Annotated in this window: 11 protein-coding genes; 6 read left to right on the top strand and 5 right to left on the bottom strand. The window is 71.3% G+C overall.

Annotated elements, in window-relative coordinates; translation table 11 throughout:
* Positions 1-46: 46 nt before the first annotated feature.
* The 5 genes from OG252_RS02685 to OG252_RS02665 form a co-directional block, all read right to left on the bottom strand.
* Positions 47-1,141, bottom strand: coding sequence for an ABC transporter permease (locus OG252_RS02685; RefSeq protein ID WP_329333366.1), 1,095 nt, complete (start codon positions 1,139-1,141; stop codon positions 47-49).
* Positions 1,138-2,652: a sugar ABC transporter ATP-binding protein gene (locus OG252_RS02680; protein ID WP_329333364.1), complete on the bottom strand. Its 1,515-nt coding sequence runs from the start codon at positions 2,650-2,652 to the stop codon at positions 1,138-1,140. The genes OG252_RS02685 and OG252_RS02680 overlap by 4 nt, the downstream gene beginning before the upstream one ends.
* Before the next feature lie 17 nt (positions 2,653-2,669).
* Positions 2,670-4,322: a GMC family oxidoreductase gene (locus OG252_RS02675; protein WP_329333362.1), complete on the bottom strand. Its 1,653-nt coding sequence runs from the start codon at positions 4,320-4,322 to the stop codon at positions 2,670-2,672.
* Between the two features lie 200 nt (positions 4,323-4,522).
* A complete protein-coding gene (locus OG252_RS02670) occupies positions 4,523-5,671 on the bottom strand; it encodes a substrate-binding domain-containing protein (RefSeq protein WP_329333360.1) in 1,149 nt (382 codons plus the stop codon).
* Positions 5,672-5,853: 182 nt separating this feature from the next.
* On the bottom strand, positions 5,854-6,894 hold the full coding sequence (locus OG252_RS02665; protein ID WP_329333358.1) for an NAD(P)-dependent alcohol dehydrogenase: 1,041 nt from the start codon (positions 6,892-6,894) through the stop codon (positions 5,854-5,856).
* Between the two features lie 110 nt (positions 6,895-7,004).
* On the opposite strand from OG252_RS02665, the gene OG252_RS02660 reads away from it, so the two are divergent.
* The 6 genes from OG252_RS02660 to OG252_RS02635 all read left to right on the top strand — a co-directional run bounded on the left by OG252_RS02660 (position 7,005) and on the right by OG252_RS02635 (position 15,626).
* A complete protein-coding gene (locus tag OG252_RS02660) occupies positions 7,005-7,805 on the top strand; it encodes an SDR family NAD(P)-dependent oxidoreductase (protein WP_329333356.1) in 801 nt (266 codons plus the stop codon).
* Between the two features lie 197 nt (positions 7,806-8,002).
* Positions 8,003-8,872 carry a branched-chain amino acid ABC transporter permease gene (locus OG252_RS02655; protein ID WP_266452181.1) on the top strand — a complete coding sequence of 290 codons (870 nt, stop codon included), beginning with the start codon at positions 8,003-8,005 and terminating at the stop codon, positions 8,870-8,872.
* 11 nt (positions 8,873-8,883) lie between these two features.
* A complete protein-coding gene (locus OG252_RS02650; RefSeq protein ID WP_329333353.1) occupies positions 8,884-11,433 on the top strand; it encodes a branched-chain amino acid ABC transporter ATP-binding protein/permease in 2,550 nt (849 codons plus the stop codon).
* 49 nt (positions 11,434-11,482) lie between these two features.
* The gene (locus OG252_RS02645) at positions 11,483-12,823 is read left to right on the top strand and encodes an FAD-dependent oxidoreductase (RefSeq protein ID WP_329333351.1); all 1,341 of its coding nucleotides are present in this window, start codon (positions 11,483-11,485) and stop codon (positions 12,821-12,823) included.
* A gap of 42 nt (positions 12,824-12,865) precedes the next feature.
* Positions 12,866-14,434 carry an aldehyde dehydrogenase gene (locus OG252_RS02640; protein WP_329333349.1) on the top strand — a complete coding sequence of 523 codons (1,569 nt, stop codon included), beginning with the start codon at positions 12,866-12,868 and terminating at the stop codon, positions 14,432-14,434.
* Between the two features lie 58 nt (positions 14,435-14,492).
* Positions 14,493-15,626, top strand: coding sequence for an acyl-CoA dehydrogenase family protein (locus OG252_RS02635; RefSeq protein ID WP_329333347.1), 1,134 nt, complete (start codon positions 14,493-14,495; stop codon positions 15,624-15,626).
* Position 15,627: the final 1 nt, after the last annotated feature.

The following is a 15,627-nucleotide window of genomic DNA, read 5'->3' as shown; positions in this document are numbered from 1 at the left end:
CCCCGCGCCCGCCACACCGGCCGCGCACCCTGATCGCGGTGATGACTCAGATGGCCTCCTTACGAGGTGCGCGGCGGCGGGTCAGGCGCGTGCGGAGGCCCAGCCGGCCGCCGGTCACGACCAGGGCGACGATCAGGACGAGACCGGTGAACAGGCTGGGGGCCCACTGGGCGGAGGTCGCGAGGCCGAGGCCCACCGTCCCGGTGCCCAGCAGGAGGACCGCGATGACCGTGCCCCAGGAGTTGAAGCGGCCCGCGCGGAGCTGGGTGGCGCCGACGAAGGCGGCGGCGTACGACGACAGCAGATAGGGCGTGCCGGCCTCGGGAGAGCCCGAGCCGATCTGCGAGGCGAAGACGACGCCCGCGCATCCGGCGATCGCCGAGGACGCGACGAGGGTGAGGAAGCGAAGACGGTCGGTGGGCACGCCCTGCAGACGCGCCGCGTCCGAGTTGAAGCCCGTCGCGTACAGGCGGCGCCCGGTCGCGGTGTGCTCCAGGATGAACCACAGCGCGATCGCCACCACCAGGAGGTAGAGCACGGGGATGGTGAAGCCGCCCGCGCTCTTCTGCCCGATGCCTGCGAAGGGTTCGCGCAGGAGTTTGACGCCGGTGATCGACGTGCCGTTGGTGAACATCGTGATGAAGGCCTGGATGAGTGACCCGGTCGCCAGGGTCGCGATGAACGAGTCCACCCGAAGCGTCACTACGACGATTCCGTTGATCACGCCGATCACCAGGGCGGTGCCCATGGCGAGGGCGATCGCGCCCCCGGCGCCGATGTCCGTGGACACGATCACCTTGGCCGTGATGACTCCAGTCAGCGACATCGTGTAGGCGAGTGACAGGTCGAAGACGCGCGCGGCCAGCGGCGGCACCACGCTCAACGCGACCAGGCCGGTCACCGCGTTGCTGTTGAGTATCTGCTGGAAGGTCTGCCAGGTGGGAAACGTGTCCGGCGCCCAGAACGAGAACACCACGATGATCACGATCCACACGTAGACCGCGCCGATGTTCGTGAAGGACAGACCCGTCAGCGCACGGCGTCCCAGCGGGGGTCGAGTCGGTGGCGCGGCGGGTGGCGCCTGTGTCGACTCGCCGACGGACGGGCCGGTGCCGGTGGGTTCGGCGGCGGTGGTGCTCATTCTTCGGTTCCTTCCATGGCATGGACGAGCGTCGGCTCGGTGATGGCCTCACCGGCGATCTCCCGTACGACCTGGCCGTCGCGCAGCACGAGGACCCGGGTGCACAGGGCGAGCAGGTCGCCCACGTCCGACGAGGAGACGATGACGCCGAGTCCTTGGGCCGCCTGCTCCTTGATCAGGTCGTAGAGCTGGAGCCGGGTGGCGATGTCGACACCGGCCGTCGGCTCGCACAGCACCAGCACCTCGGGTTCGAGGGCCAGGCAGCGGGCCATGACGACCTTCTGCTGGTTACCCCCGCTGAGTGTGGTGATAGGGGCGTCGGGGCCGGCGGTACGGATCCCGACCCGCTCCACCCAGTCGTCGACGACTGCGGCTTCGTGCCGGCCGTCGAGGAAGCGTCGTCCCGTACGGAGCCGGGACAGCAGCGGCAGCGTGAGGTTCTCGGCGACGCTGAAATCGGCGATCACACCGTGGGCGGCCCGGTCGCCGGGCACCAGGGGGATGCCGAGGCGGGCGGCGCGGGAGGCGTCGGACCACTCCGGCGACCGGGCGGGACAGCGCAACTGCCCTTGTACGTCACCGGGCCAGGCGCCGGTCACGACGTACGGCAGCACGTCGTGACCGGAACCGGCGAGCCCGGCGATACCGAGCAGTTCACCGCGCGCCAGGGAGAACCCGAGCCCCCGGAGCGGACCGCCGGTCAACTCCCGGGCTTCCAAGGCCGGTTCACCGGACCGCGAAGGCGCCGGGACCTTCGGGCGCTCGGCGGAACGCTCCGTCGCCTCGCCGGCCATGAGGGAGGCGAGGCTCTGCGGCGTCAGTCCCTGCACGGGCCGGGTGGCGATGCGCCGGCCGCCCCGGATGACGGTCACCCGGTCCGCCACCTGGAAGATCTCGTCGAGGCGGTGCGACACGTACAGCACGCTCGCCCCGCCTCGCCGTACCTCCCGCACGATGTCCAGGAGCTTGCCGACCTCGCCCGGCGGGAGTACGGCGGTCGGTTCGTCCAGCACCAGCAGGCCCTGACGGGCCTCCCATCCCTGGAGGGCGGCGGCGATGGCCACCACCGTGCGTTGCACGGGCGTGGCGTCCACCAGGGGGCGGCGCACGTCGATGTCCAGGCCGAACCGGTGGACGAGCTCCACGGTGCGGTGCTCCTGCTCGCGCCAGCGGATGTTGCCGAGTCGGCTGCGGGCGAAGCCCCGGCTGAGGGCCAGGTTGTCCATCGCGCTCAACTCGCCCACCAGGCCCAGCTCCTGATGGACGAAGCGCAGCCGGTCGTGGTCCGAGCCGAGTTCGAAGGGCTCACCGTCCAGCCGGGCGTCGGCTCCCGCGTCGGCCTGGTGGTAGCCGGCGAGGATCTTGATGAGGGTCGACTTGCCGGAGCCGTTGGGGCCGACCAGGGCGTGGATCTCGCCTTGCGCGATGTCCAGGTCGACGTCCCTCAGCGCCTGGGTCCCGCCGAAACGCTTGGACAGTCCGGTGATGCTCAGCACCGGTCTTGTCGTCACTGTGTCCGGCATCCCGATCACGACCCGCCCGGTACGGCCAGGCCCTCGACTGCGGTGATCGGGTTCGTGCGACCTGTCATGAGGTCCGCGAGCCGTTCCGCGGCGGCGATGGTCGGCAGGTTGGTGTTGGCCCGCGGCACCTCGGGGAAGACCGAGGCGTCGGCGACCCACAGCCCTTCGACGCCGAGCACGCGGCCGGCCGGGTCGACCACCGCGCGCGGGTCGTCGGGCGCGCCCATGCGGCAGGTGCCGCAGATGTGGCCGGTGTCGCCGATCGTCTCCAGCAGCCACCGGTCGATGGCGGTGTCGTCCGCGAGCGCGTCGATGCCCGTGCCGGCGAGGTCGAGGGCGATGTGCTCGAAGGCGGTGTCGAACGAACCGGACCGGACCAGTTCCAGGCAGCGGTGGACGCCGTCCCGCATCCGTGTCAGGTCCCCGGGGTTGTGCAGCAGGTCCTGTTCGATGACGGGGTGGACGTCCGGGTCGGGTGAGGCCAGGCGCAGTGTGCCGCGGGAGAACTCCTGGTTGGCCCACAGGCAGAGCAGCCCCGGACCGCCCGAAACGTGGCCGCCGCCCGCACCGCCCCAGGTGCCGCGGGCCCCGTCGGCCACCAGGTGCGAGTCGTTCATGTCGGGCATGGCGAGGGTCTGGTTGATCGACACGATCATCATGTCGTTCTCGCCGGCGCCCGCGAGCCGGGACGAGTAGCGCAGACAGCAGTTGGTCTGCCGTTCGTCCAGGCCGGGCCGTGCCTCGGGACGCTGGTGGAGCCAGAACAGCGCCAGCGGGTGCTCCTGCATGCCCTCACCGACCGGCAGCGACGCCACCGGACCGCCCGGTCCGATGCCGGAACGCAGCAGGATCGAGGGGGAGTGCACGGCCCCGGCGCAGAGCACGACCCGCGCGGCGCGGACCTGCGTCCAGGTGCCTTCCACACGCACCCGCACCCCCACCGCGCGACCGCCCTCGACGATCACCTGGTCGACCGTCGCGTCACCCACGATCCGCAGGTTCGGCCGCTGCCGGGCGGGCTCCAGGTAGCCGTCGTTGGCGGTGACCCGAGCGCCGTCGCGGGCGTTGATGCCGTAGGGCGAAACGCCGGTGCCCGTGGGGCCGTTGTGGTCGTCGCACCACGGGTGGCCGAGGTGCAGCGCGGCTTCGGCGAGCGCGTGGTCGGCGGGGCCCCATGCCTCGCGCCCGAGCCGCTGCACCGGGATCGGCCCGTCGGCGCCGTGGTGGGGCCGGTCGCCGAAGTCCGCGTCGCTCTCCATGCGCCGCAGGTACGGCAGCATCTCCTCGTACGACCAGCCGGGACAGCCGTAGGACGCCCAGCGGTCGTAGTCGTCGGGCAGCGCGCGGATCGCGATCATTCCGTTCACCGACGACGAGCCGCCCAGACCCCGGCCGCGCACATGCGGGCGGCGCTCTTGAGCGCTGCTGCGCCGTGACTCCAGACCGGGCCACTGGAACGGTGCGCACGCCGTCTCGTCCAGCGCCCGCCAGCCGTTCATGCTGCGCATCTCGGGCGGGGCCTCGGCGGACCGCCAGTCCGGTCCGGCCTCGAGGAGCACGACCTGCTGGGCGGGGTCCTCGCTCAGCCGGGCGGCCAGCACGCTTCCCGCGCTGCCACCGCCGACGACCACCCAGTCGGCCTCGATCACCTTGCCCATCACGCGCCCACCTCCACTCGCGGGCGCTCGGGGGCGGTCAGGGGGTGAAGGGAACGGGAACAGGTGAGATTGAGTAGCTGTGTGGACATGCGGTGACTCCCATATGCGCCTCGTCGCGCGATCGGGTCGTGAGCCAAGCTGAAGTAGCTTCAGTAGTGCGAAGCGTCAGTGCTGCGGTGGAAGGACGTCGGGGACCGACGTCAGCTCTTGCCCCACAGCTTCTTGAACTGGGCCTGGTAGTCCTCGACGAGCGGGAAATCCGTCTTCGTCGAGATCAGGTTGTCCTTGTCGATGAGCATGAACGGCAGCTCGGCGTCCTGCGTCACCTTCATCGACTGGCCGGTGAAGTGCCGTGCCAGCCCGTCGGCCTGCGCCCACGCGTTCTCGATGTTGTTGAACGCGACAGCGGCCTGTGTCTGACCCGACTCGATGTACTGGTAGTTCGTGGACTCGCCGACGTTGACGATCGTGTGGACCTTGTTCTGCAGACCGGCGGCCCGCAGCGCGGCCGGCACGCCCACGTTGAGCAGGGCGAGCGAGAAGGCGATGTGGGTGACCTTGGGGTGCGCGCGGACGTAGGAGACCACGCGGTCCGGCATGTCCTTGCCGATCGCGCTGATCGGCACGTCGACCTTGTCGTATCCGCAGCCGGCGCACCACTTCTCGTAGTCGCTGCGGAAGGTGTCGGCGACCGGCTTGAGGATGCCGTAGACCGGCAGGTCGAAGTAGACGGTGTCGGCGTCGCCCCCGCTGTCGGAGGTGACCCAGGACGCCATGATCTTGCCCTCGACGTCCACGACGTCGGGCCCGTCGATGAGCATGCTGATGCCGTCGCCCGGGGTGTCGTCCGTGGAGGACTCGACGACGGGGATGTTCATGTCCTTGAGCTGCTTCAACTGCTTGGCGAACACGCTGCGCGGGAATCCGGAGGCGATGACCGCGTCGGGCTTGTTGCGCACCGCCTGCGTCCAGGCGGCCTGCACGGACTGCGGGGTGCCCTGGGTGGGGATCTTGTTGACGGTCCAGCCGAGCACCTTGGCCGCCTGGGTGAAGTAGTTCGCCAGGTCCTGGCAGGACTGCACGCCGCACAGGATGAAGTCGATCTTCTTGCCGGCCGGGATCGGTTTGCCCACCGGCTGGGTGATGCCGATGCTCGTCGGACGCTTCGCGTACTGGGCGAGGACTTCCTCGGCCGCCGTGACGCCGGCGGGGTTGCCGCCCGCCGCCTTGGCCGGGCTCCCGGCGTCGGAGTTGCCGCCGCACGCCGCCAGGGCGAGGAGTGCGGCGGTGGTGAACAGGGCCGTTGTGGTGCGGGTACGGCCCTTGGAGCTGGTTCTGCGACGACTCATGGCACTTCTCCTGTCGACCGGGCTGCGGCTCGCACCGCGCCTCCATGCCGTACAACCTGAGTTCAGTTCAGGTGAATGTAAGCGTGCCGGGTCCGGCAGGCAACAGTCGTGCACACGATTGATCGCGTCTCTTCAATCAGCGTCGATCGGCGTCCATCGGCGCGGAGGGCAGGAGGCACGTGTCAGTCGGGCAGCAGAACCGCTCGGCCTCGTACCCGCCCCTGGCGCAGCCGCCCGAATGCCTCGGGCGCCGCGGACAGGGGGAACTGCTCGGTCTCGACGTGGAGTGAGCCCGCGCGTGCCAGGGCGATGACCTCGGCGAGTTCGGGGCGGGTGCCCCAGAACGGCAGGGAGAGCCGGAAGCCCGCGGGAAGGAAGCCCGGCTTGCGTACCGTCAGCCGGCCGCCGCCGCTGCCGACCACCGCCAGTTCCCCGCCGGGGCGCAGCAGATCGACGGCGAGGGTGAACGTCGCCTCGTTGCCGACGAAGTCGAGGACGGCGTCGACTCCCACACCGGCGGTCTCCGCCCTGAGCACCTTGGCCGTGTCCGCCCCCATCGGGACGCCGAGATGCGCGCCGGACCGCAGGGCGAGGTCCACCGCCTCCTCGCGGATGTCGACCGCCAGCACCCGGCTCGGGGTGGTCGCACGCACCATCTGCACGGCCAGGTGCCCGAGCCCGCCGACACCGATGACCAGGGCGACGGTGCCCTCACCGAGCGCGTGCCGCACCCCGGCGAGGGCGTGATACGACGTCAGGCCCGCATCGGAGAGCGGCGCCGCCTGCGCGGCGGACAGGTCACCGATCGGCACCAGGTGGCGGGCGGAGGGGACGAGGAGGTACCCGGCCATCCCGCCGTCCCGGCCGAGCCCGACCCCGTGCCAGCCGAGGTCGCCCCGGCGGTCGCAGTAGTTGTCCCGGCCGGCGGCACAGCGGGTGCAGTTCCCGCAGCCCCACGGGCCGTAGACCACCACGCGTTCACCCGCCGCCGTTCCTTCGGCGTGCGGGCCGAGGGCCGCCACGCGACCGGCGACCTCGTGGCCGAGGGTGAACGGCGGCCGGTAGGGGAGTGCCCCTTCGGCCGCGTCGATGACATGGACGTCGGACTGGCACAGCCCTGCGGCGTCGACCCGCACCAGCACCTCGGTCCCGCGCGGTACCGGGCGCTCCAGCTCGGCGAGCGCCGGTTCCCGGCCCCATTCAGTCAGCCGCACCGCTTGCATGCACACCGTCCCGGGTCTTGTCAGTTGGCCGCCGGAGACGATAACAGAGGTGAAGTCAGTTCAGGAACGATGGGCCGACGCCGTAACGCGGCCGAGAGGGAGTGGGCGGGATGGACGGGAATGAGCGAGGGGCCCGGTTCGAGGGCGGCGTCGTACTGGTGACGGGGGCCGCCTCCGGGATGGGGGCGGCGGTCGCCAGGCAGGTGGCCGCGGAGGGGGCGCGGGCCGTGGTCGTCGCGGACGTGAACGGCGGAGGGGCCGAGGCCGTCGCCAAGGAGCTGACGGCCGGCCGTGCGGTGTCGCTCGACGTTGCGGACGCCGCCGCGGTCGACGCGGTCGTCGAGGACATACTGCGCCAACACGGGCGGCTGGACGTCGTCGTGCACGCGGCTGGCGTCGACGACCCGCAGGCCAAGCAGCTCATCGCGGACGCCCTGGTCGAGGGGCGGCCCATCGAGGTGACCGACCGCCTCGACGACGCGGCCTGGCGGCGCGTCACGCGCGTCAACCTGGACGGCACCTTCCATGTGCTGCGGGCCGCGGTGCGGGCGATGCGGCCGGTGGGGGCGGGTGCGATCGTCGTCATCGGCTCCTCCTCGGCCTTCGACACCCCGGTCGGTTATCCCCATTACGCGGCTTCGAAGGCGGGGGTGCACGCGTTGAGTCAGGCGGTGGCCAAGGAGGTCATCGCGTCCGGGATTCGCGTGAACGTGGTCGCGCCCGGCCCGACGGAGACCGGGATGGCGGCGCGCACGCCCGAGGTCCTGCGCAGCGGCTTCGCCGACCCCCGGGTGCGCCCTTATGCGACGCCCGAGGAGATCGCCGACATCGCCCTGTTCCTCGCGAGCGAGGCCTCGGTGAACCTGGTCGGCGCGGTGCTGCTGGCCAACGGCGGCCGCTTCACGGCCTGACCGGGCCGGGCCGGGCCAGGCCGGGGGTGTCGGTCCCGACTCTCCATGGTCGAAAGCGCTCGAACCAACTCGTGCACGGGTATTGCCCCTCCCCGGCCCGTTGCTTACGGTTCATGAATTGAGTTCAGTTTGTAATGCGCGCGAGTGCTGCTGAGTATGCCGGGCGCGCGGGTCTTGGGTGCGAGGAGACGGTCGACGTGGATCAGTTCCTGCTCATCCTGGTGAGCGGTCTCGCCAGTGGTGCGGTGTACGGCCTGATGGGCCTCGGGCTGGTGATCATTTACCGGGCGACCGACGTGGTCAACTTCGCCCTCGCCAGCCTGGCGACCGTCGGGCTGTACGCGGCGCTGGCGCTGAACGAGCGCGGTCTGCCCCTGCTGTTGGCCGCCGTGGCGGCGATCGTCACGACCGCAGCGGTCGGCCTGGTGGCCCGCGAAGCGGTGATCAGGCCGCTCGCACAGGGGGAACTCCTCTCGGCGCTCGTCATGACCATGGGCGTCTCACTCATCGCGGAGAGCGTCATCAGCACGATCTGGGACGACCAGCCACGGCTCTTCCCGAGCCTGGTGGAGGGCTCCGTCTCCCTCGGGAGCGCCGCGATACCGGCACAGAGCCTGCTGACCATCGCGGTGGCCGCCGTCGCGATGGCTCTGGTGGCGTATCTCTTCGGACGCACCAGCATCGGTACCGCGATGCGCGCCGTCGCGGAGTCCGCCGACACCGCGCGAATCCTCGGCCTCGGTTCGCAGCGCATCGCCCGGATCGCCTGGGCGCTCGGGCTCGGCCTCGCGGCGCTCGCCGCCTTCCTGTACGCGCCCCGGGCCGGACTGGTGCCGACCGTACTCAGCGCGCCGCTGTTCCGCGCCTTCGCCGGGATCTTCCTCGGCGGTCTGACCAGCATGTACGGGGCCGTCATCGGCGGACTGACGGTCGGCGTCCTGGACAACCTGGCCGCAGGTTATGTCTCGGCCGGCTACCGCGACACGTTCGTCTTCTCGTTCACCATCCTCGTGCTGCTGATCCGCCCGCAGGGGCTGTTCGGCGTGCGCACCTTCCAGCGGGTCTGAGGGAGCGGTCCATGTCCGTCGTCAGTCGATCCAGCAACTCCCTCGTCAGCCGTTCCACGCTCTCGCTCGTCAGTCGCTCCACCGTCACCAAGGCGGCGCTCGGGCCGCTCGCCGCGGCCGTGCTCCTCGTCGTGCTGAACACCGGCGCCATCCCGCCCTACCAGGCCTATTCCGTGGGCCTCGCGGCCATCTACACGATCCTCGTCCTCTCGGTGAACCTGCTCGCCGGATGGGCCGGCATCTGGTCGATCGCCCACCCCGCGTTCTTCGCCCTGGGCGCCTACTTCGCGGCGTACGGCAGCACGCACGGCTGGTCGCTGGAGCTCGTGCTGCTCGGCGCGACCGGGTGCGCCGCGGCCTTCGGGGCGTTCCTGGGGGCCGCGGGTGCCCGCTTCTCGATGCTGTACGTCGCACTGCTCACGCTCGCGTTCACCATGGTGTCGCTGGAGGTCATGGGCCAGTGGACCGGCGTGACCGGTGGCGACCAGGGCATTCCGATGGAGGAACTGCACAGTGCCCTGGGCCTGGGCACGGTGGCCAGTGCCGGCACCCAGGCGCAGTACCTCGCGGTGGGTGCCGCCGGGATCGCGCTCGCCGCGGCCGCGGTGGCCCGGCCCAGCGCCCTGCGGATGCGGCTGGTCGCCGCCAAGTCCCATCCGATGGCCGCCCGTTCGATCGGGATCGCCCCCGAGGCCCAGTCGGCGCTGGCCTTCGCGGCCAGCGCCGTGTTCGCAGCGCTGGCGGGTGTGCTGCTCGCCCTGGTCGTCGGATTCGTCAGCCCCGACCCCTTCTCCCTGGCACTGGCGATCGCCCTCATCTCCGCGTGCGTGCTCGGCGGCGCGGGCACGCTGCTGGGCGCGGTCGTCGGCGGCGCCTACCTCACCTGGGCCCCGACCGTGGCCGAAAGCGCCGGAGTGGCGCAGCCGATCCTTCAGGGGGCCGTCCTCATCGCCGCGTTGCTGTTCCTGCCGGGCGGAGTGGTGCTCTTCCTCGGACGCACGGCGCGTCGGCTGCTGCGGCGTCCGTCCGCGCGCCCCGCGACACCGGTGGTGCCGCCCGAGGAGTCCCCGCAGCGCGTGCCGGCACCGGCGGCAACCGCGGAGGAACTGCTGCGACTTGAGGAGATCGCGGTCACCTTCGGCGGGCTCAAGGCGCTCGAGGGCGCCTCCTTGTCCGTGCGGGCCGGCGAGACCCTCGCCATCATCGGGCCCAACGGCGCGGGCAAGACGACCCTGTTGAACGTCCTGTCCGGCCTCGTCGGAGGCGGACGGGTGGCGGGCAGCGCCCATTACGAGGGCAAGCCCCTGCTGAAGAGCCGGGCCACCGCTCGCCGCCGGCTCGGCATCGGGCGCACCTTCCAGCACGCCGAGACGTTCCCCGAGCTGACCGTCCTGGAGAACGTGCTCTGCACCCGTCGCCGTATCACCGCGCACGACCGGGACCGGGCCGCCGAACTCCTGGACCGCTTCGGTCTCGCGCACGTCGCGGACCGCTACCCGGCCGACCTGCCGTTCGGCCTGCACAAGCGCCTCGACCTGGCCCGGGCGCTCGCTGAGGAACCCGGACTGCTCATCCTGGACGAGCCGTTCGGCGGCCTCGACGCCACCGAACGCGCACTGCTGACGCGGCAGATCGTGCGGCAACAGGAACACGGCACAGCCGTCGTGATCATCGACCACGTCCTCGACGACCTGTTCGCCGTAGCCCATCGGGTGGTCGCCTTCGACTTCGGCCGGCCGATCGGCGAGGGCGGTCCCGGCGAGATCCTGGACGACCCCCGAGTGCGCTCCTCCTACCTCGGCCAGGGAGGCACACGCGACGAACTCCCCGCCCGGCACGGCACCGAGAGCCCCGCCGTGCACCTCGACGCGGTGGACCACGCCTATGGTGGGGTCACCGCGCTGCGCGAGGTCGGCATCACCGTTGCCCGGGGCAGCGTGGTCGGAGTCGTCGGCGCCAACGGCGCGGGCAAGAGCACCTTGGGCAGGATCCTGCACGGGAGCCTCTCGCCCGCCCGGGGCCGACGCAGCGCCGCGGACGACCTGCGCACCGCGCTGGTACCCGAGGGCCGCGCCCTGTTCAAGACGCTCTCCCTGCGCGAGAACCTGGAGGTCGCCGCCTACGCCGCCGGCATCCGGGGGGCCGAGCTGCGAGCACGGCTCGCGGAGACCACGCAGTGGCTGCCACCTCGACTGCGCGAACGCATGGGGATGCCTGCCGCCGGGCTCTCCGGAGGCGAGCAGCAGGTCCTGGCGATCGCCCGGGCCCTGATGGCACGGCCGGACCTGCTGATCGTCGACGAACCGGCGCTCGGACTGTCCCCCGCGATGGTCGACGAGGTGTACGCCCGTATCGGCCGCCTCGCCCGCGAGGGCATGACGATCGTCCTGCTGGAGCAGTCCCTCGGCCGCGCCGCGTCCGCCTGCCACGAGGTGGTCGTGCTGCACGAGGGCGGCATCGCGGTCCGTGGCGAACCCGCCGACCCGACCTTCCTCGCCCGCGCAGAACAGGCCTACTTCGACGGTCAGGACGATGCCGCCGTACCTGTCCCACAGGGCTGAGACAGCCCGGATCCCGTAGCCAGATGTCCCTTTGCCCGAGGAGCGCGGCGTGCACACAGAAGGCGTGGATCTGCTGATCATCGGTGCCGGGATGGCGGGGCTGACCGCAGGCGCCCGCGCCGTCCGCAGCGGCCTGTCCGTTGCGATCGTGGAGATCGCCGCGGACGTCGGCGGCTCGGCACGCTTCGCCGGCTACGCCTGGACCGCCCCGAGCCATGAGGTCATGGACCAGCACAATCCGCGCGGAGACCGCGCGCTGAAGCGCGCGCTGGTGGACCGCTTCGCCGACGGCATCTCCTGGATCCGCTCCGTCGGCGTGGCGGCCAAGGACGAACAACGCGTTCTCAGCTTCGGCCGCGGGCACCAGTTCGACACCAACCACTACGTCGACACCTGCCGACGACTGATCGTCGAAGGCGGTGGCCGCCTGCTGATGGAGACCGACACCGAACGGCTGGTGGTCGAGCGGGGAGCCGTGGTCGGAGCGGACGTGAGAGCGGCCGACGGCACGCGCAGCCGTGTGCGAGCCCGCACCACGCTCGTCGCGACCGGCGGCTTCCAGGGCGACCCCGCCCTTCGCACCGCGCACGTGCACCCTCACGCCGACCGGATGCAGCTCCGTTCCAACCCGCACAGCCGCGGCGGCGGTCACCGTCTGGCCACCCAGGCCGGCGCGGCGACCGGTCACGACGACGCCGGCTTCTACGGCCACCTCATTCCCAGCGGCATCCCCTTCGCCGACCCGGCCGACTTCGTCGACATGTCGCTCTACTACAGCGAGCACGCACTGCTCCTCAATCTGCAAGGCGAGCGGTTCGCCGACGAGACGCTGGGCGACCACCTCACCGCCATGGCGCTGCTCGACCAGCCCGAAAGCCGCGGTCTCCTGATCGCCGACGCCCGCGTCTTCCGCGACTGGATCATCGGCTCGTACGTCGTGGGTGCCGTCGCCGTCGACAAGTTCGCCCTCGCGAGCAGGCGAGGGGGCCGCGTCGGACTCGCCGAAGACCTCGACGAACTGGCCTACCTGCCCGAGGAATGGGGCTACCACGGCGAGACCGTCCGCAACGCCGTCAAGCTGTTCAACGAGCATGCCTCGGCAGGGTCGGCACCCTCGCCCGGCCGGCAGCTGGACCGCCTGCCGCTGGACGAACCGCCGTACTACGTCGTCGAGACGGTGCCCGCCATCACCTTCCCGTTCCACGGCGTACGCATCGACGACCAGGCCCGCGTGCTCGGCGAAGACGGCCGGCCGATCCCGGGACTCCTCGCCGCCGGATCGGACACCGGCGGTCTGTGGCACCGCGCATACGCGGGCGGCCTCGCCTCCGCCCTCGTCTTCGGCCTCACGGCCGCGGACACCGCCACCCAACCGACCCACCGCACGTGACCACGTCGTTCCACGACATCACCACCCTCGCAGGAGCCAAAGATGACAACGATCGATCACAAAGCCTTCTTCATCGACGGGGCGTGGAGAGCAGCCTCGGGCACGGACCACTTCGACGTGATCTCCCCGAGGTCGGAGCAGCGCATCGGGAGCGTCCCGGCCGCCACCAAGGAGGACATCGACGCCGCGGTCGCCGCGGCCCGGCGCGCGTTCGACGAAGGGGAGTGGCCCCGGCTCACTCCCGCGGAGCGAGCCGGCTATCTCTCGCGTCTGGCAGACGGCATCGAGAGGCGGCAGACCGAGCTCGCCGAGCTGATCACCGAGGAACTCGGCTGCACGCTGTTCCTGTCGCAGGTCTACCAGGCCGTGTCGCCCGTCATGAGCTTCAACTACTCCGCCGAGATCGGCCGAAGCCTGCAGACCGCCGAGGTGCGCATCAGCGACCTCTCCTCGCTCGCGGGCAAGTCGGCAGGAGGCAGCATCATCCCCATGGCGGGTGCCAGCCTGGTCGTCAAGGAACCCGTCGGCGTGGTCGCCAGCTTCCCCGCGTACAACTTCGCGCTCCCGGCGATCGGCCAGAAGGCCGGGCCGGCGATGGTCGCGGGCTGCACCGTCATCGTCAAGGTCACCGAACCCAACCCGCTGGCGATCTTCGTCATCGGTGAGATCTGTGAGGAGATCGGCCTGCCGCCCGGTGTCCTGAACATCGTCGCGGCGCGAGCCCCGGAGTCCGAGTACCTGGTGCGCCACCCCGGTGTGGACATGGTCAGCTTCACCGGCTCGGCCGAGGTCGGCGCCAAGATCGCGGCGGCCTGCGGAGAACTCGTCCGACCCTGCGTGCTGGAGCTCGGCGGCAAGTCCGCGGCCATCGTCCTCGAGGACGCGAAGCTGGAGGACGTGCTGCCCACCCTCGTCGGGGCCACCGCCGGCACCAACGCGGGCCAGAGCTGCGTCGCCCTGTCGCGACTGCTGGTCCCCGAGTCCCAGTACCGCGCCTATGCGGAGGCCCTGGCCGACGGCTTCGCGTCGCTCAAGGTGGGCGACCCCATGGAAGCCGACACCGTGGTCGGACCGCTGGTCACCTCCCGTCAGCGCGAACGCGTCGAGTACTACGTGGATGTGGCACGCAAGGAGGGCGCGACGATCGCCTACGGTGGCCGCCGCCCGGCGCACCTGGAGCGTGGCTGGTACTACGAGCCGACACTCGTCACCGACGCGCACAACGACATGAGGGTCTCCAGGGAGGAGATCTTCGGACCCGTCGCCTCGCTCATCCCCCACCGCGGTGAGGACGACGCCATCCGTATCGCCAACGACAGTGACCTGGGGCTGGCGGGCTCCGTGTTCACGGCGGACACGGCACACGGCTTCGAGGTCGCCCGACGCGTGCGCACCGGCACGTTCTCGGTCAACACGTTCGCGGCCGACCTGGGCTCGCCGTTCGGCGGGTTCAAGAAGTCGGGGATCGGCCGCGAGCACGGTCCCTACGCCGTGGAGGAGTACCTGCAGACGAAGACGATCTCGATCGACCCCGGCCAAGAGCTTCCGGAGTCGGTCACCAGGAACGTCCCGCACGGAACCGGACCCGGGACGCGCGGCTCCGCCGGCTGACCTCAGCCCCGTCCAGTCGCCCACTCCCGCTCCGCCACCCGAGCACGATGGAGACGCCATGCACCACCGTCACCCCGACATCGACCCCCAGCTGCTGTCCGAGACCGAGGAACAGCGCGAACTGCGCATGGTCCTGCGGGACTTCTTCACCGAGGAGAGCGGCCCCGAGGATGTCCGCAAGCATCTCGCTACCCCGCGCGGACACGACGAGACGCTGTGGGCGCGGCTCGCGGGCGAGATCGGGGTGCACGGTCTGGCGATTCCGGGGGAGTTCGGCGGATCCGGCTTCACCTTCGCCGAACTGGCCGTGGCGCTGGAGGAAGCAGGGCGTGCGCTGTACTGCGCGCCCCTGCTCCCGACGGTGGTCCTCGCCGCGCACGCCCTGCTGAACAGCCAGGACCAGCAGGCGTGCGAGCGCTATCTGCCGCGGATCGCGGACGGCACTCTCACCGCGACGGTGGCCGGGTTCGACGAGGACGAGCCCGGCGTCGGCGCCGAGCGGAGCGGGCCGGGGTGGGTGCTGCGCGGGGCTGCCGACTTCGTCCTGGACGGAGCCGGCGCGGATCTGATCGTGGTCCGGGCCCGAACCACCGAGGGCGCCCGTCTGTTCGCCTGCGAGCCGGCCGAGGACACCTGCTCGCGGACACCTCGCCGGGTCCTGGACGAGACGCGCCGCCAAGCGCTGGTGGAGTTCCGCGGCGCACCTGCCACACCCGTGGGCGAGTCGGGCGAGGTGACGGCGGCACTCGACGCCGGGCGGGCCGCGCTCGCCGCCGAGCAGGTCGGCGGCAGCGGCCACGCGCTGGACGCCACCGTCGAGTTCGTCGCCCAGCGACAGCAGTTCGGGCGCCCCATCGGCTCCTTCCAGGCGGTCAAGCACCGCCTCGCCGACGTACTGGTCGCCCTCGAGGCGGCACGCTCGGCGTCCGCGTACGCGACCGCCTGCGTGGCCCTGGCGTCGCCGCACCTGCCGGTGGCCGCGAGCGCCGCCGCCGCGGTCTGCTCCGAGACCTACCGCCTGGCCACGGCCGAATACGTCCAGCTGCACGGCGGGATCGGCTTCACCTGGGAGCACCCGGCACACCTGTACGTGCGCAGGGCACGCAGCAGCGAGGTGCTCTTCGGCACCGCGGACCACCACCGCACCCGGCTCGCCGAACTCGTCGGCCTCACCACTCACCCCGCGGCCTGAG

Source organism: Streptomyces sp. NBC_01352 (assembly GCF_036237295.1).
In the GTDB taxonomy this organism is placed as follows: Bacteria; Actinomycetota; Actinomycetes; order Streptomycetales; family Streptomycetaceae; genus Streptomyces; species Streptomyces plumbiresistens.
This window is presented reverse-complemented; position numbering and strand designations above follow the sequence as displayed.